17 protein-coding genes and 1 other RNA gene are annotated in these 20,439 nt (G+C 28.1%); 3 read left to right on the top strand and 15 right to left on the bottom strand.

Annotated features, from left to right (window positions below; all coding sequences use genetic code 4):
* Positions 1–7: 7 nt before the first annotated feature.
* The 12 genes from SPLAT_RS00090 to gyrB form a co-directional block, all read right to left on the bottom strand.
* The gene (locus SPLAT_RS00090) at positions 8–760 is read right to left on the bottom strand and encodes a tRNA1(Val) (adenine(37)-N6)-methyltransferase (RefSeq protein ID WP_168105053.1); all 753 of its coding nucleotides are present in this window, start codon (positions 758–760) and stop codon (positions 8–10) included.
* The gene (locus SPLAT_RS00085; protein ID WP_168105052.1) at positions 750–1,628 is read right to left on the bottom strand and encodes a hypothetical protein; all 879 of its coding nucleotides are present in this window, start codon (positions 1,626–1,628) and stop codon (positions 750–752) included. The genes SPLAT_RS00090 and SPLAT_RS00085 overlap by 11 nt, the downstream gene beginning before the upstream one ends.
* A gap of 22 nt (positions 1,629–1,650) precedes the next feature.
* Positions 1,651–2,280: a dTMP kinase gene (tmk, locus tag SPLAT_RS00080; RefSeq protein ID WP_168105051.1), complete on the bottom strand. Its 630-nt coding sequence runs from the start codon at positions 2,278–2,280 to the stop codon at positions 1,651–1,653.
* Positions 2,281–2,303: 23 nt separating this feature from the next.
* Positions 2,304–2,579 (bottom strand): YbaB/EbfC family nucleoid-associated protein, encoded by a 276-nt coding sequence (locus SPLAT_RS00075; protein ID WP_168105050.1) that lies wholly within the window; start codon positions 2,577–2,579, stop codon positions 2,304–2,306.
* A 26-nt stretch (positions 2,580–2,605) separates the two neighbouring features.
* On the bottom strand, positions 2,606–4,294 hold the full coding sequence (dnaX, locus tag SPLAT_RS00070) for a DNA polymerase III subunit gamma/tau (protein WP_168105049.1): 1,689 nt from the start codon (positions 4,292–4,294) through the stop codon (positions 2,606–2,608).
* Positions 4,295–4,327: 33 nt separating this feature from the next.
* On the bottom strand, positions 4,328–4,792 hold the full coding sequence (locus SPLAT_RS00065) for a nucleoside deaminase (protein ID WP_168105048.1): 465 nt from the start codon (positions 4,790–4,792) through the stop codon (positions 4,328–4,330).
* A gap of 25 nt (positions 4,793–4,817) precedes the next feature.
* An RNA gene (gene ffs, locus SPLAT_RS00060) (signal recognition particle sRNA small type) lies at positions 4,818–4,914 on the bottom strand.
* Positions 4,915–4,958: 44 nt separating this feature from the next.
* On the bottom strand, positions 4,959–6,092 hold the full coding sequence (locus tag SPLAT_RS00055; protein WP_168105047.1) for a C39 family peptidase: 1,134 nt from the start codon (positions 6,090–6,092) through the stop codon (positions 4,959–4,961).
* Positions 6,093–6,164: 72 nt separating this feature from the next.
* The gene (locus SPLAT_RS00050) at positions 6,165–7,313 is read right to left on the bottom strand and encodes a hypothetical protein (RefSeq protein ID WP_168105046.1); all 1,149 of its coding nucleotides are present in this window, start codon (positions 7,311–7,313) and stop codon (positions 6,165–6,167) included.
* Between the two features lie 139 nt (positions 7,314–7,452).
* The gene (gene serS / locus SPLAT_RS00045) at positions 7,453–8,736 is read right to left on the bottom strand and encodes a serine--tRNA ligase (protein ID WP_168105045.1); all 1,284 of its coding nucleotides are present in this window, start codon (positions 8,734–8,736) and stop codon (positions 7,453–7,455) included.
* Between the two features lie 37 nt (positions 8,737–8,773).
* Positions 8,774–11,269, bottom strand: a complete 2,496-nt coding sequence (gyrA, locus tag SPLAT_RS00040) for a DNA topoisomerase (ATP-hydrolyzing) subunit A (RefSeq protein ID WP_168105044.1) — start codon at positions 11,267–11,269, stop codon at positions 8,774–8,776.
* Between the two features lie 30 nt (positions 11,270–11,299).
* Positions 11,300–13,228 (bottom strand): DNA topoisomerase (ATP-hydrolyzing) subunit B, encoded by a 1,929-nt coding sequence (gyrB, locus tag SPLAT_RS00035; RefSeq protein WP_168105043.1) that lies wholly within the window; start codon positions 13,226–13,228, stop codon positions 11,300–11,302.
* Positions 13,229–13,614: 386 nt separating this feature from the next.
* Between gyrB and aguA the strand changes: the two genes are divergently transcribed.
* Entirely contained in the window at positions 13,615–14,721 is a 1,107-nt protein-coding gene (gene aguA, locus SPLAT_RS00030; protein ID WP_168105042.1) for an agmatine deiminase, read from the top strand.
* A 25-nt stretch (positions 14,722–14,746) separates the two neighbouring features.
* Here the strand turns inward: aguA and SPLAT_RS00025 are convergent, their stop codons facing one another.
* Positions 14,747–16,288 (bottom strand): ABC-F family ATP-binding cassette domain-containing protein, encoded by a 1,542-nt coding sequence (locus SPLAT_RS00025; RefSeq protein ID WP_168105041.1) that lies wholly within the window; start codon positions 16,286–16,288, stop codon positions 14,747–14,749.
* Positions 16,289–16,430: 142 nt separating this feature from the next.
* Between SPLAT_RS00025 and SPLAT_RS00020 the strand changes: the two genes are divergently transcribed.
* Positions 16,431–17,093, top strand: a complete 663-nt coding sequence (locus SPLAT_RS00020; RefSeq protein WP_168105040.1) for an FMN-dependent NADH-azoreductase — start codon at positions 16,431–16,433, stop codon at positions 17,091–17,093.
* Between the two features lie 78 nt (positions 17,094–17,171).
* Positions 17,172–17,654: a hypothetical protein gene (locus SPLAT_RS00015; RefSeq protein WP_168105039.1), complete on the top strand. Its 483-nt coding sequence runs from the start codon at positions 17,172–17,174 to the stop codon at positions 17,652–17,654.
* A 57-nt stretch (positions 17,655–17,711) separates the two neighbouring features.
* Here the strand turns inward: SPLAT_RS00015 and dnaN are convergent, their stop codons facing one another.
* Both dnaN and dnaA read right to left on the bottom strand, forming a co-directional pair.
* Positions 17,712–18,899: a DNA polymerase III subunit beta gene (gene dnaN / locus SPLAT_RS00010; RefSeq protein WP_168105038.1), complete on the bottom strand. Its 1,188-nt coding sequence runs from the start codon at positions 18,897–18,899 to the stop codon at positions 17,712–17,714.
* A 184-nt stretch (positions 18,900–19,083) separates the two neighbouring features.
* The gene (dnaA, locus tag SPLAT_RS00005) at positions 19,084–20,439 is read right to left on the bottom strand and encodes a chromosomal replication initiator protein DnaA (RefSeq protein WP_168105037.1); all 1,356 of its coding nucleotides are present in this window, start codon (positions 20,437–20,439) and stop codon (positions 19,084–19,086) included.

Genomic DNA, 20,439 nt, shown 5'->3' with positions numbered 1-20,439 from the left:
CAACCTTTTATTTAATGTTATTTCTATTATATCATTTTGCAATTTCACTATTATAAGTATTATCTTGATTGTGACATATTAAGGGTGGCTCAACAATCATGCCAACATTTGTTTTAAAAACTGCTTCAATTAAAACAAGATTAGCTTTTTTATCAATTTTTGGGTAAACAACTTGCATTCTTTTCACTGCAAATTGATACTGCTTTAAAGCAAGAAGCAATTCGTCTAGTCTTTCAATATTATAAATCATAAAAAGTTTTCCTTTATCTTTTAACAATTTAGCAGCACTACTAATAATTGTATTTAAATCAATATAAATTTCATGTCTTGCAGCAATTTTTAATGGATCTAATTTTAAATTAGTTTTTTGTAGCACCGGAAAAAAGGGTGGATTGCAAACAATGATATCCACTTTTTGATTTTTGTTTGCCTTTTCTTGAGCATAGATTTTGATATCATCATGATAGATTACAATTTGATTTGTCAAACTATTTAAAGCAACATTTTTAATTGCTAACTCAACTGCTTCTTTTTGAATTTCAACACCAATAATTTCAATTGGATATTTTTTAGCTAACAAAATAGGAATTGCTGCATTGTTGGTACCAAAATCAATTAAGGTTTTTGTTTGATTTTTAATTTTAATAAAGTTAACTAATAAGATCGTATCTAAAGAAACAGTAAACATATCTTTTCTTTGTAGAATTGCGACTTCATTTTCTTCAACTTTTAATTTTAATATTTTTGTTTTATCATCCATTTTCTTGTCCTTGATATATTGTAATAAAAAAGTAGTTTAGTAATAAATTCAAATTAAGGTTTTTAGTATTACTAAACTTATTTATTAGTTTTGTAATACTTTCAATTAAATTAATTAAAAATATTTGATTATTATTTTTTCAATTTTGAAGTAAATTTTTTAACTCACTATTGGCAGTAAAATTACTATCCCTAATAAGTTTATGTTCTGCTAGTAATAATAAAAACTGAAAAAATAAATCAACTTTTTCTTTTAATTCAACAATTTCCTTAATTAAAAAGAAATTCTTACTAAACTCTTTGTTGTTGTCATGGTTAATAAATCTACTAATTAAGTCTTGCACTAGTAAAAAATCTGCTTCAACAAAATTAGCAGTTTCAAAAGTTTCAATTGTATCATTTGATCAATTAAAAATTTGAGTTCGAGACTTAATAGTTGGAAGAACCTTCTCAATATTTGTTGAAACAAAAATTAAAAACGTGTTCTCTGGCAAATTCTCTAAAAATTTCAAAAAGACATTTGCTGCTTCTAAAGACGAATGTTCTATTTCTTCAATCACACAAATTTTAGGATTGTTGTTTTCTAAACTTTGATAGGATAAAGTGTTGATGATATTGCTAACATCCTGTTTTTTCATTAAATTACTTTTGTTGAATTTGTATCAACTTAAATCAAAGTAACAATCTTCTTTTAATTTCTGACAATTGTGACATAAATCATCAGCTGAACAAAACTGCTTCAAACAAACAATTCTTTTTAAAAATTCATCAATAGCTACCTTAAAAAAGTTTTTTGGAATGTCTAAAAGACTAACTTGAGGAACAAATTTTAAATTGGCCAATAAAAAATTATCTTCTTTTAGCTGCATATCCTAACCTCAAATCTCTAAACTAACTACTAGTACTAATAAATTGCTTAATAATTTGATAGACTTCATTCAAAACTTCATCAAATTTCTTACTTGCATCTACTACTTTAATTCGCTCTGGATTATCTTTAACAATCTCTTGATAACCTTGATAAACTAAATTATGAAATTCTAACGTTTCTTTATCTAAACGATCATTTTCATTTTGATTACGACTTTCAATTCGTTGTAGACCTACCTCTGGACTAACATTAAATAAAATTGTTAAATTTGGCTTAAAATTATCAAAAGCCATATCTTGAATTGCGTTAATTTTATTGATATCTAATTTACGACCATAACCTTGATAGGCCAAAGTTGAATCAGAAAAACGATCACAAATAATAATTTTTTTGCTGCTAACTTCTGGAAAAACTTTTTCAACTAAATGCTGTCTTCTTGCAGCAATATAAAGTAAAACCTCAGTTCACGGATCCATTAAAGTATTTTCTTTATTTAAAATAATCTTTCTGATTTCTTCAGAAATAACACTACCACCAGGTTCTCTTGTAGTAGTAATTTCTATGCCCTCACTAGCAAATTTTTCTTTTAATTTAGCAAGAACACTAGTCTTGCCCGAACCTTCTGGGCCTTCAAAAGTAATAAACAACATCAAACTAATTTAATTTACCAGCACTAAACAGTGCCAATAATCTTACTTTCTTTTTTCTTCACTTCAGTAATTGCTTCATTAATTGCTACTTGGACAAGATCATTAAGCATTTCGTAATCATGATCTAATTGTTCTAAAAGAGTTTTAAAGTTAACATCTAAAGTAACTTTATAAGCACCTGAAACAGTAATTTTGATTAAGTCTCCTTGATTTGAAAATTCAAAAACTTCTTTTTTAAAATTTTCATGCTTTTGTTGTACCATTCTTGCTTGATTTAGCATTTGTTGAAAATTATTCATATTTCCACCTCAAATTTAATTTTATCTTATATTTCTTCAATCTCACTAAATATGTTTTGTAAGAAAGCTAGTGTCTGACTTTTAGTTTCTGTTGTTTGGCTAGCAACTACTTCAGGAATTTCAATTGCTTTAGCTTCAGGCAACTGATTATTTTTTAATAAAGATTGATATTTTTGTCCTACTAACTTTCATTGTTTTCTATCGAGCGCATAAACCATATATTCTTTAGTCAGAATAAAATTTAAAAAATTGCGATGCTCTTGAAAATAAAAATTCTTATTAATCAAGTCAGCTTGAATAATATTATCACAAATTATAATCAAAGCATTAGCACTTGCAGCACTAATTATTGTATTCAAATAGATTTTGCTAAAGTTTCGAAATTTATTATTTTCAATTAATTGATGAATTTTTAGTCATTGTTCTTTAACTTCTTTTCTAACATCCTTATCAGCTTGAACAATAACATTAAGAACATTAGCTAACATATCCTCATCAAGAATAGTATCACTAATTTGTGGTGTTTCAACTTTAGGCTTTTCATCAAGGCTAACAGTTACTTCTTTTACTGGCTTATTTTCTACTATTTCTTGTTTGATTTCTTTTGCTGGTTCTAATTTAATTGATAAGTCATACTGTTTCATAACATCAAATAATTTTAGTATTCTAGCAATCAATAAAGTTCTTAAATTTAAATTATCAAGATTTAAAGCAATAACACTTTCAAATAAACCTAAAACTGTTTTTAAATCTTTCATTTCAACAATAGTAAAACTTTTGATTTGATCTAAACTTAAATATTTACTAATTTTAATATTCTCAGTTAAACGATAAAGCACAAGATCTTGAACTAAAACAAGCATCTCAGTTAGAAATTTTTTGAAATCAGAAAGAGACATACTAATTTCATTAAGAATTGCAATTATCTTATCAGTATCATGCTTTAAAATTGCTTTTAAAAAATCAACTTTTTTGTCAACTGAAATGACATTATAAAGTTTATTTACACTTTTTAGTGTTATTTCACTTGAATAATTAAAAACTTTTTCTAAACTATTAATCCCATCTCTTAAAGATCCATCAGATAGTAAAGCTAATTCTGTTAGCGCTTTAGGTTCAAAGGGAATTACTTCAATTTTTAAAATTTCATTAAAGACTTTGATTAAATCTGCTTGACTAATTTTTTCAAATTGCAATCACTGACAACGAGAAATAATTGTTTCAGGAATTTTATATGGTTCAGTTGTCGCAAAAATAAAAACAATATGTTTAGGAGGTTCTTCTAAAGTTTTCAATAAAGCATTAAAAGCAGCAGTAGTTAACATATGAACTTCATCAATAATATAAACCTTGTATTTTAGATTCATTGGCAATAAACTAACATTATTTTTAATACTTCTAATTTCTTCGACACCATTATTAGAAGCACCATCAATCTCTAAAATATCAATATCATCATGACTTTCATTGATCATCTGACAACTTGGACATTGGTTGCATGCTTCACCATTTAAACTGTGCTCGCAATTAATTGCTTTAGCAAAAATCTTGGCAACAGAAGTTTTCCCAGTCCCTTTTGTCCCAGAAAATAAATAAGCATGAGCAAAAGACTTACTCATGATTGAATTTTTTAGAATTGTGGTAACTTCATTCTGCCCTACTACTTGGGCAAAACTTGTTGGTCGATACTTTCGATATAATGCTTTATGATTCATAATTACCTCCCATAATTTTAATAAATCAATTAATTATATCATACCATTTTGCGTTCTTAGTTGACCAAAAAATGCTTGCAACATTTCTTTGCTATCAGCGATTGGTTCATAGGTGTAACCAACGGAATGATTAAAATTTTCATTAATTTTTAGCTTTTCTAAGGTTTTAATTGAACCAAATTTCTCTGATTCTAGACCAAAGACAATCCAACTAATGCGTGCTTGTAAAATTGTTCCTAAACACATCAAACAAGGCTCTAAAGTTGAATAAATAATACATTCTTCTAGTCTTCAACTACCGCGTTGCTTACAAGCTTGTTGAATTGCAATAACTTCAGCATGATGAAAAGGATTTTGATCTTTTTCTTTGCGATTGTAACCACGACCAATAATTCTTCCATTTTGATCAACAACAACTGCTCCTACTGGTATATCATTATTCTTAATTGCCTTCTTAGCTAAACTAACAGCAACTTTTAGATATTTTTTATTATTCATATTTTTCCTCGGTGGTTTTTAATTTAAGTAAATAAAAACCACTACACACAATCCTTAATCTTATGGCTGCTACCTTTCGGTCCTGACCAAGTTCAATTGTAACTGTTGTAATGGCTTATATATTATATCATTTATTTACTAAAAATATAATAAAATTTGTGGCATTTTATTTAAAACTAAATTTTCAATAATTACCCATATTAAAGTTAATACTAGGTGATTTATCAGGATTATTTCTATCACCATTACCTGTTATTTTATATCTAAATGTTAAAGTTAAATCATTATTTTGCTTGCTTAGTGTTTGATTAAATTCAACATTAACAATTGCTTCATCATTAGCATCATCTGTCCAATGAACACTTTTTGCATTATCTTTAATTCAACCACTATCCGCTGTAATTTTTGTTGGATCTAAATTAAATTTAGGTGCATAATCATGCATTTTTTTCCAATCATAATTAAGTCAAAATTCGGGAAAATCAATACTTGTAGCATTATGTAGAATATCTAAAGAAAGGATTCCTAAGCTACCAAAAAGATTAGCACTTTCATAAATAATTTGTGGATCTGGCTGTGCTCAATCAATAAGATTACCTTGCGCACCATTAACTCAAAGATTCATTGTTTCATCGACAAAATTATAAACATTCTGATTTGGTAAAAATAAGAAGCTTTCATGAATAATCATAGCTCTTAAATCCTGACCAGTAAATGTAGAAAACTGTCCAGTTTCAGTTTCAGCAACAGTATACACTGTTGCTTCAGGATTATCATCAACTTGAATTCCAGTTATTGCAACAGCATGACCCTGAGTTGGCGTTAATCCTGTTCATGGTACATAACCAACAAATCCTAAAACTACTGGCAAGCCCTGGTCTAAAGATTGAATTATAGCACTCTGAAACATCAGCATATGATTCATAGTTGCGCCATAGTAAGGAGGAAGAACATGTGGATAATAAACCTGGCGATTTCCTCAAAGAAAACTTTCAAAAAATTCTCTAACATTATGAGCAAATGTCCCCGATGGAGTAGTTCCAACTCTAGCAGCTATTTCCTGCTGTGATGGTGAATTATCCGTTAAATATTGTAAAACTCCTTGTAAAGTTGCTGGAACACAATAGTTATTACCTACTTGCAAGAAAATAGGGAAATTTTCTAAGTTTTTGTTATAAATATTCTCATAAAGATTTACTTCCTTTTGCGCGTCTGTTAAAGGAGTAACATTTGCTATTATTGAGCTACTAGTTACTAACCCTAAAGTAAGGGCACCTAGCATAGTTAAAATTTGTTTCATAAATTTTCTCCTCATATTATTTTTTAAACAAATATGTTTCACGTGAAACATTGATAGTTAAAAATTAATAAACTATCTTCAATGAAAAGTTCAACTATTTCCCATTGATATTCCAATATAAGGAAATTCAGAAGGAACTCATTCATCACCATATCAGTGAACTTGATTAAAAAGCTCTAATGTATGCTTACTATTTCCGTATTGATAGCGATATTTTATCGAAGTATCAATCGTCATTTGTTCATCCACTTCGGTATCAACGAATTTAGTACTATAGTTAGTAACAAGATCTCAATCAGATTCATCTGGTGCATCTTTATCAAAATATACACTTGTTTGTGGTTTTTTAAAGACAAAATCTCTTCAAGAAAAATAAAGATAAGATTTATTTCATGTCATTTTATTTATATATTTTTTAATTCACTCAAAAGAATATATGCCACCTGATTCAAAAATATCAGCATTTTGACTAACAGTAATTGTTCTGGTAGTAAGATCTGTTAATTTATTAAAACTAGATTCCGCAACACTAGTATTAAATGTAAGTAGATTATTCTCAAAGTCAAATAAATCATCAATCATTCATAACTGTGCACCAGAAGAAAATAATTCTGTTAACTGTGATGAATATAAATATCCAACACCATTTGGTATCATTTCTGGATCAACAGTACTATACATAGTTTTTGAAAAATCATCATAATCACTAGTTGAAACACCATAAATGGTAATAAAAATTGGCTTTGCTTCTTGACCTTCATCTCATCAGGGTAAATTTCAATTATTAACCTGCAATAAAACCGGAAAACCCTTTGATAATGAATAAAACATTGCTGCTTGAAAGAGCATGTTTTCAGCTTCAGTTCTATCATAACCTTCTTTTATTTTTTTATTAAAATATGTATGATCTTTTTCATACAAATAACTATTTAAAACTTGAGTAACAGAATTTTTAAATGATTCTGGAGTTCCTTCATATAATTGATCAAATTGTGATTTTAAACCTTTTTGCGAAGGAGCTTTTTTATTTTTTGTTTTTAATATTTGTTGAACATTAGCAGCGAAATTATATTCAGGACCTTCTTGCTCAAACCCCTCAACAGGAATAGAAAAACTTACTTCACGGTCAGCGAAAACATCTATCACATTAGTTTGTGCTACAAGCAATACACTAGAACTTGCTAAAGTAAAAACACTTAACATTTTTAATAATAATTTCATAATTTAATCCCCCTTTATTAATTTTTTTCACATAAAAAACTTTCTCTATACTACCCTCCTTTTTGTAATTATAACCAATAACTACAAGAATGTCTAATTTTTAAAAAAATTCACTCTTATTAGAGTGAATTTAAAATTATTAATTAAATTTTATTGCTGTTAAATTATTCATATAAGGCTGCAGTGCTTTTGGAATCGCAATTTCATTCTGCTCAGCATCATAATAGTTTTCTAAAATTGCAGCTACAACTCGATCAATTGCTAGCCCTGAACCATTTAAGGTATGAGGCAATATTTTTTCATCAGCACCACCAATATTAGCTCTCAAGTTCATTCGCCGTGCTTGAAAATCCTCACAATTGCTACATGAAGAAACTTCACGATACTTTCCTTGAGCAGGTAGTCACAATTCCAGGTCGTAAGTCTTAGCAGCACTAAAGCCTAGGTCTCCCGTACATAATGCCAGAACACGATAAGGAATTTCTAGTAACTGTAAAATATGCTCAGCATCGGTAACTAAACTTTCAAGTTCTTGGTAGGAATCTTCTGGTTTAACAATCTTGACCAACTCAACTTTGTTAAATTGGTGCAATCTAATAATCCCTCTTGTGTCCTTACCTGCTGAACCTGCTTCTAAACGGAAACAAGGAGTGTAACCACACATCTTAATTGGCAAGTGCTCAAGATTAAGAATCTCATCACGATAAATATTAGTTAACGGTACTTCAGCTGTGGGGATAAGGTACTGCTCACGATCTGCAATCTTAAATTGATCATCTTTAAACTTTGGTAACTGACCAGTACCAACCAATATGTTGCTATTGACAATTAATGGTGGCAGTTGCTCTTGATAGCCCCTTTGTGTGTGTTGATCAAGCATAAAATTTGCTAAAGCACGCACCAACTTGGCACCTTGATTAGTGTACATAATAAAACGTGAACCACTAAGTTTAGTTGCTCTGGAAAAATCAATTAATTTAAATTTTTCAGCAATTTCTCAATGTGGTTTGTTAGTTTCTTTGGTAATTTTGCCTCATTTTCTTACTTCCTGGTTGGCATCTTCATCAGCACCTTGTGGGACAGAATGATGCGGAATATTTGGTAGTGTCAGCAACTCTTGACTAATTTCACTAGCCAGTTGACCAATCAACTCATTATTTTTATCAATATCAGTCTTCAACTTGCTCACAAGTTGCTTACTTTGGTCAGCTTCTTGCTGCTTTTTATCTCGAACTAATTGACCAATCAATTTTGATTGCTGATTACGTTGCGCTTCTAATTCTTGCGTCTTAGTAACCAAACCTCGTCATTGTTGATCTAATTTAAAAATCTTTTCAAGACTAGCAGTGTAGTCTTGATTACGTGTGCTTAGCAGTTTTGCTAATTCTTGATAATTTTCTCTAATTTTTTTAATATCAAGCATGGCTCATACCTCATAATAATTCTATTGGTCTTAATTACTAAATAGCACTATCAACGCCATGAAGTTCAATTGGATTAAGAATTTCAACTGCACCAATACTATCATCTTCATTCTTTAGTCTAATTAATTTAACACCTCTGGTGTTTCGACCTGTAATTCTGATGTCTTTTAAAGAAAAACGAATAACTACTCCTTTTAAAGTAATCATTAAGATTTCTTTACTATTATAAGTGTTATTTAGTGTTTTGATAGTAACTAATTTACCTGTTTTATCATTAGTTTTCATTGTGATCACACCTTTAGATCCTCGATTTAATAAACGATAATCTTCAAAAGCACTGATTTTCCCAAATCCTTTTTCACTAATAGAAAAGACTAGATCAGCATCTTGGTTGGAACAAATTCCAATTACATAACTACCCTTAACATCCATTCCTTTAACTCCAGTAGCTTCACGAGATAATAAACGAATTTTTTGTTCATTAATTCTTATGGCTTTGCCATTTGCTGCAGCAATAATTAACTCATTATCTCCATTAGTTTTGATAACTTCTACTAATTCGTCTCCAGGTTTAATTTTGATTGCTTTCTTTCCATTAGTTCTAATTGAACTAAAGTGTTCTAAACTAGAACGTTTGATAATACCTTTTTTAGTAATAAAAACTAAGTTTTCATTAGAATTATAATCTGAAATATTAATTACTGTCTTAATTTTTTCATTCTTTTCAATATCAATTAAATTAATAACAGGAATTCCTTTGGCTGTTTTTGAACGGAACATTGGAATTTTATGAGCACGAATACGATAAACTTTACCCTTTGAAGTAAAGAATAAAATATCACTATGGGTTGAAGCAACAATTAACTTATCAATATCATCTTCTTCGTTAATAGAATTTGATGCCTTAACACCAACCCCACCACGATTTTGAGTACGATAAGCATCTAAAGGTAAACTCTTGATGTAGTTGTTTTTTGACAACATCACAACAACTGTATCTTCTTTAATTCAAGCTTCATCATCAACTTCTTCATCATCAAAGTTTTCAATGATTTCAGTTTTTCTTTCATCACCATATTTTTCTTTAATTTCTGTTAGACGTTTAATTAAAGTGTTAATTTTTTCATCTTCATTAGCTAATAAAGATTTTAATTTAGCAATTTCTTTTTCTAATTCAGCTAGTTCTTTAGTCAACTTAGCTTTCTCTAGACCTGTTAGACGTTGTAACTTCATCTCTAAAATAGCTTTTGCTTGCTCTAAAGATAAATCATACTTTTCATGTAACTTAGTAACTGCTTCACTACTATTGTCTGATTTTTTAATTAATGCAATCACAGCATCAATATTTTCTAATGCCGTCACTAAACCGCTAATGATATGAAATTGCTTTTCAGCTCGTTTTAATTCAAATTTTGCCTTGTTAGTAATCATCACAATTTGATGATCAAGATAGGCAACAATCAACTCTTTTAAGTTCATTGTTCGTGGTACGGATTTATCTAAGGCTGTTAGATTGATGATAAATGAACTTTGAACAGAAGTAAACTTATATAGTTGATTCAACACAACATCTTTATAGTGCTCATCCTTTAGCTCAAGAACAATTCTAATTCCTTGATAGTCTGATTCATCTCTTAAATCAGTAATAAATTCAACTCGCTTATCCTTTACTGCTTCAACAATATTATTGATTAAGCTAGTCTTATTTACTTGATAAGGAATCTCTTCAATAATAATAGCATGTTTACCATTACTTAATTTTTCAAAACTAGTCTTACTTCTTACCTTAATAACAGCTCTTCCTGTTGCATAACCCTTTCTTAGGTTATTTGTACCTAAAATAGTTGCTCCAGTTGGAAAATCTGGTCCTTTAATGATATCTAATAAATCCATAACATCACAATCACGATTATGAGCAACGTGAACAACAGCATCGATAACCTCATTTAAGTTATGAGGAGGAATACTTGTTGCCATTGCAACCGCAATTCCAAGCGTACCATTAGCTAATAAGTTAGGGAAATATGAAGGTAGAACCATAGGTTCTTTTTCGGTAGCATCAAAATTAGGAATAAACTGGACAGTTTCCTTATCTAAATCTTTAACTAATTCACTAGCAATTTTACTAATTCTTGATTCAGTATAACGCATAGCAGCTGGCCCATCACCATCAATTGAACCAAAGTTTCCATGGCCATCAACTAATGGATAACGATAAGAAAAGGGTTGAGCCATTCTCACCATTGATTCATAAACTGCCGTGTCACCATGAGGGTGATACTTCCCGATTACTTCACCAACAATTCTGGCTGATTTCTTATATGGCTTATCATGAGTTATCCCTAAATTAAACATACTATATAAAATACGACGATGAACTGGCTTCAATCCATCTCTTGCATCTGGTAGTGCTCTGGCAGTAATAACTGAAACAGCATATCACAGGTAATCTTTTCTTACTTGATCAGAAATATTAGCTGTACTATCGTAAAATTCTAATGATTCTTGTTCATCTTTTAAATTCTCTTTCATATTTTTTCCTCTTTATTTAGTAGACATCCATTAAACATCGATATCTCTAACATATTTCGCATTTTCTTGAATAAATTCTCTTCTTGAGTTAACACTCTTACCCATAAATGTTTCAAAAACTTCATCTGCTTCAGCAGCATCATCAACACTTATCCTTGCAACAACACGATGTTCTGGATCCATTGTTGTTTCTCATAACTGTAAGGCATTCATCTCTCCCAATCCTTTATAGCGTTGAATACTATAATTCTTATTAGGTGATTCTTCTTTCAATTGTTCTAATTCTTCTTCATTGTAAGCATATTTAATTGACTTACCAACTTGAAACTTAAACAATGGTGGTTTAGCAATATAAATGTGTCCAGCATCTAATAAAGGACGCATAAAACGATAAAAGAATGTCAACAATAGTGTTCTAATGTGAGCCCCATCAGCATCAGCATCAGTCATAATAATCACTTTATGATATCTAAGTTTACTAATATCAAATTGGTTACCTATCCCACAACCTAAAGAAATAATTAAGTTCTTAACTTCTTGATCTGCAAACACTTTAGCAAAGTAAGCTTTTTCAACATTAAGAATTTTTCCTTTTAATGGTAGAATTGCTTGAAATTCTCTTCTTCTACCTAATTTAGCTGTTCCTCCAGCTGAATCTCCTTCAACTAAAAAAACTTCTGTTTTTTCTGGATTGTTACTTGAACAATCAGCTAATTTACCTGGCAAAATTGAAAATTGTAATGGATTTTTTCTACTAGTGATAACAGTTTCACGTGCTTTTTTAGCAGCTACTCTAGCGCTTAAAGATAATAAAACTTTATTGATGATAATCTTAGCTTCACTAGGATTTTCCATTAAAAATTTATTTAAAATCTTCCCAGTAACATTAGAAAGAATTTTTCTTACTTCAGAATTTCCTAATTTTGTTTTTGTTTGACCTTCATATTGCGGATCTGGATGTTTAATTGAAACAATCGCAACAAGACCTTCTCTAACATCTTCTGGTAAGAAACTTTCTTCGCTACTTTTCAACATTTTATGTTCTTTGGCATAATTATTTAATTCTCTAACTAAAGCTAAACGGAAACCATCCTCATGAGTTCCACCTTCAGGAGTATTAATATTGTTACAGAAAGAAAGAATTTGACTTTCTTCACCATCATTGTATTGTAAGGCAATCTCACTAACAATATCTTGATTCTCTGATTCACCATAAATAATCTCATGTTTTAAAGGTTCAAATTTATCATTTAAAAACTCAACATATTCTCTAATCCCACCTTCATAAAGAAAAGTTTCTGTTTTTTCTGTTGCGTCTCTTTGATCGCTAACAATTATAGTAAGGCCTTTATTTAAAAACGCTAACTGACGTAATCTTGTTTTAATAACTTGATAATTAAAATTAGTTGTTTCAGTAAAAATTGTGTCATCAGGTTTAAATAATACTTCTGTACCAGTTTCTTTTGTGATGCCAACTTCTCTTAATGGAGCTTCTACTTTTCCACCATTAATAAATCTTTGAAAATAAGTCTTATTATCAGTGTAAACAATAACTTCTAGATATTTACTTAAACCATTTACAACTGAAGCACCAACACCATGAAGACCACCTGAAACCTTATAAGATCCATTATCAAATTTACCACCAGCATGTAATGTAGTAAAAACTGTTTCAACAGTTGAAACACCAGTTTTTTTATGTACTCCTACTGGAATACCTCGACCATTATCTTTGACAATTATTTCATTATTTTTTGTGATGATTACTTCAATTTTATTACAAAAACCTGCAAGTGCTTCATCAATTGCGTTATCAACAATTTCTCAAACTAAGTGATGCAAGCCACGCTCACTAGTTGAACCAATATACATCCCAGGACGTTTTCTAACAGCTTCTAATCCTTCTAATACTTGAATTGAAGTTGCATTATAGTCATTCTTTTTCGCAGTCAATATCATTTACTCCTTTTGAAAATTAAGTTTATTTTTTAGCTAATTTTATAAAATTCAACAAAAAAATCACTGCTATTTCTAGCATCTTTTTATATATATTTCCTGATATAATTATACCTTTTTTTGCACTAAATAACAACTAATAATTGCATCAATATAACCCGTAAAGATAGTATTAAAATTAAAAAAGGTGGGAAACGAATCGACGTTCTTACCAATGTGGGAAATTAATCCTATGGCCACCTTATACAGTTAAATATTATTATTTGCTAAATCTTTGTCAATATTTCCTTATTTTAAATAAATAAAAAATAAAATTGAAATAACATAAACTTTAATTGTCAATCTTATAATTGCAACTTATATTTAAATAATAAAATAGGAGGCTAATTATGAGTGAATTATTAGAAACAACACCAAAACAAGATGAGTTTTATGCTCCAATTGAATCTACAAAACATGTAGGCACATGAATGCTTTGACCACATATGAAAGATAACTGATACAACAATAGAAAACCAGCCAGAAAAGTTTTTGCTAAGATTGCAAACACTATTGCTAAATACGAACCAGTAAAAATGATTGTCAATCAAGAAGACTATCTAGAAGCTAGAGCAATGCTCTGCGCAAAAGTTGAATTAATTCAATTAAAATATCATGATAGTTGAGCAAGAGATATGGCACCAATTTATCTAAAAAATAAAAATGATGAAGTTAGAGCAGTCAATTTTCACTTTAATACCTGGGGTATGCAAAATCGTAAATCACTAGAAGAATGAAATAAGACATGAGACTACACCATTGATGATCAAGTTAGTATTGATATGTCTAAAAATAGTAATGTTGATTACTATCAAGCTCCTTTTGTTTTAGAAGGAGGCTCAATTCATACTGATGGTGATGGAACTTTATACACAACTGAACAATGTTTGTTAAACGAAGAACGTAATCCAGAACTAAATAAAGACCAAATTGAAAATTATTTAAAAGAATATTTAAATGTCGAAAAAGTAATTTGAATTCCTCATGGTACTTATCATGACGAAACAAAAGGTCATGTTGACAATTTAATTCATATTGTTGAACCAGGTCACATTTTGTTAAATTGAACTGATGATGAAAATGACCCACAATACGAAATTAGTATTGAAGCATATAACTTTCTAACAAATACTACAGATGCTAAAGGCAGAAAAATTAAAATCACTAGACTACATCAACCAACACCAGTAACAATAAAAAAAGAAGAAGAAAATCAAGATGCTTCAGTACGTTTTCCTACTAGAGTTGAAGGATTTCGTATGCCTGCTACCTATGTCAATTTTTATATCATCAATCAAGCAATTCTTCTACCAATTTACAATGATGAAAAATGAGATCAAAATGCCATTGATATTCTAAAAGAATGTTATGGAAATCGAAAAATTATTCCAATTTATACTCGTCCACTACTATTGGGTGGGGGAAATCTTCATTGCATTACCCAACAAGAATTATAAAGAAAGCAGAACATAATGTTCTGCTTTATTTTGCTGAAATATTCTCAAAATTTAGAACCTGGTTGGCTCATGATTGATCAAAATTAATATCATGGGTTGTTAGGATTACTGCTCCAGTAAAATTATTTATGGCGTTGTTCAAAGCAATCTTAGCGTTATTGTCTAAATGGTTTGTTGGTTCATCCATAATCAATAAATCATAACTTTTTGTTGATAGTGCAGCTAATTGAACTTTAGTTTGTTCACCACCAGAAAGATTTTTAATTGATTGAAACATTAATCCACCTTTAATAGCAAAACTAGCTAATAGTGATCTTATTTCTTGATCTGTTAACTTATCATTTACTTCTTGTAAAAATTGAATTGGCGTTAAATTTTTTAAAGTGATAATCTGTTGAAAGTAACCAATACTAAGGTTGTCAGCAATAGTGATTTGACCACTTAAAGGTCTAATAAAATTCATAATTGTTTGTAATAAAGTTGTTTTACCAACACCATTGCCACCTTTAACTAATCATTTTTCTCCTGCCTTTATAGTAAAACTAAGAGGTTTAATTAAAGGATTTTGATAGCCAATAACTAAGTTATTACTTGAAACAATGATATTGCTAGGTGCTTTTTTAGTTTGAAAATGAAAATTAGGAGGAATTTGTGGTGCTTGTGGCTTTGCCATAACATCCATTTTTTCTAATTGTTTTACTCTTGATTGCGCACTTTTAGCTTTACTAGCCTTGGCACTATTCTTAGCAATAAATTCTTTCATATGTTTAATTTGTTGCTGTTGAACTTTATATTGCTTTTCATATTGCTTTTTATTAGTATCTTTTAAACTTAAATAATTTTCAAAATCGCCAACATAACGATTAAAAATTAAATTATCAATTTCATAGATAATTCTAGCAATTTGATTCACAAATTTTTGGTCATGAGAAACAACAATAAAAGCTTGCTGATAACTTTGTAAGAAACTAGCTAATCAATTAATTTGTTCAATATCTAAAAAGTTCGTTGGTTCATCAAGTAACAATAAATCATAATTCGATAGTAAAAGTTTTGCTAACAAAATCTTACTCTTTTGACCACCACTAATACTTGCTAAATTCTTATCTAACAATGTCTTATCAATATTCAATCCAGTAATTAAATTATTAATTGTTTTATTAATTGTATTAAATCCCTTAACATCTAATTCATGTTGAATTTTTAAAGCTTGATCTAATAACTTCTCTTGATAGTCTTCTGCCATCGCTTGATATAAATCATTCATTTTTGCTTCTTTATCAAATAAATCTTGATAGTTAGTTTTTAAATACTGATTAACAGTTAAATAGTCATCAACAACTAAATGTTGATCTAAATATCCTACTTTAATATTAGGAAAAAAAGTAACTGTACCTTGATCTGGAGTAATATCTTGATTAATGATATTTAATAGCGTTGTTTTCCCACTACCATTTGGTCCAATCAAAACAATATGTTCACCTTTATTTATTCTTAAATTAGCATTTTGATAAATTTTCTTACTACTTGTTTGATATGATAAATTTTCAATTATTAATAAGCTCATTTTAATTATTTTCCTTTTTTTAACTAGAATTATTTTAACATAATCATTGTTATTTAGATTGTTTTTTATTATCTAGTCTTTACTTTATTAATTAACATTTAATGTTAAAATTAAAATAACCAAATAACGTAAGGAGAAAATAATGGCAAATAAAGTTTTAGTTATCATATCTTCAATGATTGAGGAGAAAAATTCTTTTTCAAATGCTTTAGTAAAACATTTTGTTAAGCACTATCAAGAATCTCATCCTGAAGATGAAATCAATTACTTAAATCTTAATGATGTTGCAATGGCTTCAAAAACATTAACTACTCATAATTTCAATACATTTTTTAATGAAGAAGATAGTGATAAATATATTAACCAATTAAAATCAATAAATAAAGTAATCTTTTCTAGTCCTATGACTAATTATAATGTTACTAGCATGGCAAAAAATTACTTAGACCATATTCTAGTTGCAGATAAAACTTTTTCATATAAATATTCTAAAAAAGGTGATGCAGTTGGTTTACTAACTAATTTAAAAGTTCAAATTCTAGCAACTCAAGGTGCACCATATGGTTGATATTTATGAGGAAATCATGCTAAATATTTAGAAGGTACTTGAAAATTTGCTGGTGCTGAAATTGCACCATCAGTGCTTGTGTGTGGAACAAAAGTTCAAGATGCTCATGAAGATGATGTTAAATTACGTATTGGAGAGCAAGACTTAGAAAAAGGTGATAGCCTACCAAATTTAGGTCCAGAAAAAACAATGGAAAAATTTGAGCAACATATCAAAAAAGCTGCACAAGAATTTTAAAAGATATTAGATTTTAAAACTTTTTGTAAAAAATTTTAAAAAATGATATACTAAAAAAAACAATAAGGGGGTATTTTTATGAAAAATTTATTAATTACTTTAAGTACATTATCATTGCTAGCAACTCCGATAATTACTTTAGAAAGTGCAGTAAATACTAGCACTCAACAAGAAAATTTAAAAACTGAAGTTAACAACCTTATTAAAGATTTTAATATAACATCATTTCAAAATTATGTTGGAGAACTAACACAAGAAACTGATGTGTTTGACTCAGGTTCAAATGATTATGAATATTATTTTGGATATCACGTTATTTCTTTCTCACATGATGTAACAAGAAGAATTAGTGATAATGTATTAGCAGGAGCTGGTGCAGTTGCATCTATAATAGGTAGTATTTTAAGTGTTGCTGCTCCTATTGCTGCAGCTATTGCTGCAATTCTTGTTGTTCAATGATTAGCATGAGACGTTTCAGGTCATGATAAAGGAAGTGGAGTCACTATTAAACTGATTGGTTTTGGTATACCTCAATATATCGTTGATGTTTCTTCACAATAATTTATTCTAAATTATATTAATTAAAAAAAGGAATGAAGTTTAAGTTCATTCCTTTTTTTAATTATAATTATTAATAATTGGTAAAACTAATTGTGATAGCGACAAATCTTCATCACTAGTAATAATAGTATGATAGTTGTAACTAGCAACAATATTTAATTTAACCTTTTTACATTTACTAAATGTTTTTAAAGCATAAGTTAGTAAGTTATAATTAAAAACAATTGTAAATTTTTCTTGATTCTTTTCTTGATTTAAAAAAGTAACATTATTAAATTGTTCGTGAACTTCACCAAAGCTATTGTTGTTAGAAATACAAAGAATTTCAATTTTATTATTTTTTTTATCAAAAATTAGTTGAACTAAAGGTACTAATTCTTTTTTTGCTAGCACTACTGCTAAATCAATTGTATTCAAAAATGTTTTTAAATTATTAATTTCAATAATTTCTTTATTTTCTGATTCTAAATATTGTGTGATAACATTTTGGATTTTTGGATATTGACCGTCAATTAAGCGACCTTTAAATAGAAAGTTATCATTTTCAATTACTAAACTTTGATCATTATTTAAATAAAAAAGATAGTCTTGATTCAAATCACTAGTAACTTTACCAATATCATTTAATAGAAAAATTGGAATTGTAATGTCTTGTTCGATAAGTTCATTTTGAATTGGAATGGTTTTTTGTGCCATTGAAACTCGATCAGTTCCAGTTGTTAACAAATTACTTTTACTAAAACTAAAATTAATTCCTCGTAAAATATTACTTGAATTATTAGTATTAATAACAAAATTAATTTGATTATTAACTTCTTCAACAATTGAATTTGCTAGCGCAATTGGTTGATTATCTTTATTAAAACTTATGTCTGGGAAATTTTTTATTTCTAAAGTATTTAATTTAAAAACAAAATTGTTATCCTTATCAAAATTACTAATAATTAAGGCATTTATTTTAATTTCAAATAAAAGTCATTCATCATTTAGTTTATTAAGAATATCATAAAGAATTTTAAGATTAATTAAAAAATTACCTGATTGATAAATTTCTAAATTATCTTTTTTTGCAACAAGAAAAAATTTTAAAAAGGTTTTTTCATTCAAGCTATAAAAAGATATTTTATTGTCTTCTACTTCTACTTTAATATTTTTGTATATTTCATTAATTGGATTAACAGGAGCAATTTTAATCATTTTTTTAATGTTTGTTAGTAATAACTGACTTTTAATTTTAAATTTCATGTCCTACTCCTTTTGTTTATTTAATTAATATTATATTAGATATTAATATTATTTATTATATTAATTAATTATTAATATTAATAAGACCTTAATTCATGTTAATAAAATGTTTGAGTTAATTTTTACTACTAAAAAAAGAAAAAAATAATGTGGAAAACCTGTGGATAAAAATGAGTATTAAAATTTAGATTGTAACTTTAGTACATTCTTTTCTTAATCCTTCAATGGTTTTTTTAAATTCATAATTTTGTTCAATATTTTTTTTGATTTTATTATAAGCATTAATTACTGTTGTATGATCCTTACCACCAAATTCATTTCCAATATTAACAAATGATTCATTTAATAATTCTTTAATTAAATACATAGCAATATGTCTAGCATTTGTTATAGCTTTTACTCTTGTGCTGCTATTTAGAATTTTAATTGGAATATTGTAGTATTCTGCAACAATTTTTTTGATTTTTTTTGCTGTGAGCTTTTCTTTAGACAAATTAGTATTAGTTTTGAAAGCTTTCATGACATCTTCAATTGTCATTAATTGATTTGGTTTAAGATATAAAATACTATAAAAAATTAAACGATTTAATGAACCTTCTAATTTTCTAACATCACTATTAAAGTTTCGAGCAATAAAATGCAATGTTTCTTCAGTAAAAATTGTTGGATCATAGTTTAATGATTTAATTTTTTCTTTTAAAATTGTTAGCGCAGTTTCAAAATCAGGAGAATCAATTCCAACACTTAAACCACTTTGGAACCGTGAAATATTTCGTTCTTCAAAGCCATATAATTCATCAGGACTTTTATCAGAAGTAATCACAATTTGTTTTTGTTTGTTAACAAAATTGTTAAAGATATGAAAAAATATTTCATTAGTTTTACTACGATTAGCTAAAAATTGAATATCATCAACTAGAAGAACATCATAATCATTAAAAGAATTTTTAAATTTTTCAATATCATTTGAACTATTTTGATGCAAAATTTCTGGTACTATACGACCAAATTCTTCTGATGATAAATAAATAGTTTTTTTCTTATTTTTATTTTTTCTAATAATTTCATTTTCAATTGCATGCAGCAAGTGAGTTTTACCTAACCCAGAATTACCATAAATAAATAAAGGATTTCAATATTTTCCTGGTTCAATGGTAATTGCTAAAGCTGCTTGATAAGCTTCATTGTTAGATTCTCCTTTAATAAAATTTTCAAAAAAGAAGTTATTAATAGTAGAATCAGTTTTATTTTCTTTTGATTTTTGTTGTTTTTCTTTTTTAGAATCACTAGGTTCAATAAAATTAACTTCAATTTTATTGTGATTAATTTTTTCTAAAATATCTTCAATTTTTGTTTTTAAATTTTTATTTAAAATTTCTTTAGCAAAAATTGAATCAACAATAATTAAACAATGATTATTATTGATATCCGAAATATAGGCATTTTTAACATAATTATTAAATATCATTGGATCCACTGCTTCATCATATTGTAAGAATTGCTTAATCTTATTTCAAATTTCTTGATAATCGTTGCTCAT

The sequence above is a fragment of the Spiroplasma platyhelix PALS-1 genome (assembly GCF_021496725.1).
Classification (GTDB): Bacteria; Bacillota_I; Bacilli_A; order Mycoplasmatales; family VBWQ01; genus Spiroplasma_D; species Spiroplasma_D platyhelix.
This window is presented reverse-complemented; position numbering and strand designations above follow the sequence as displayed.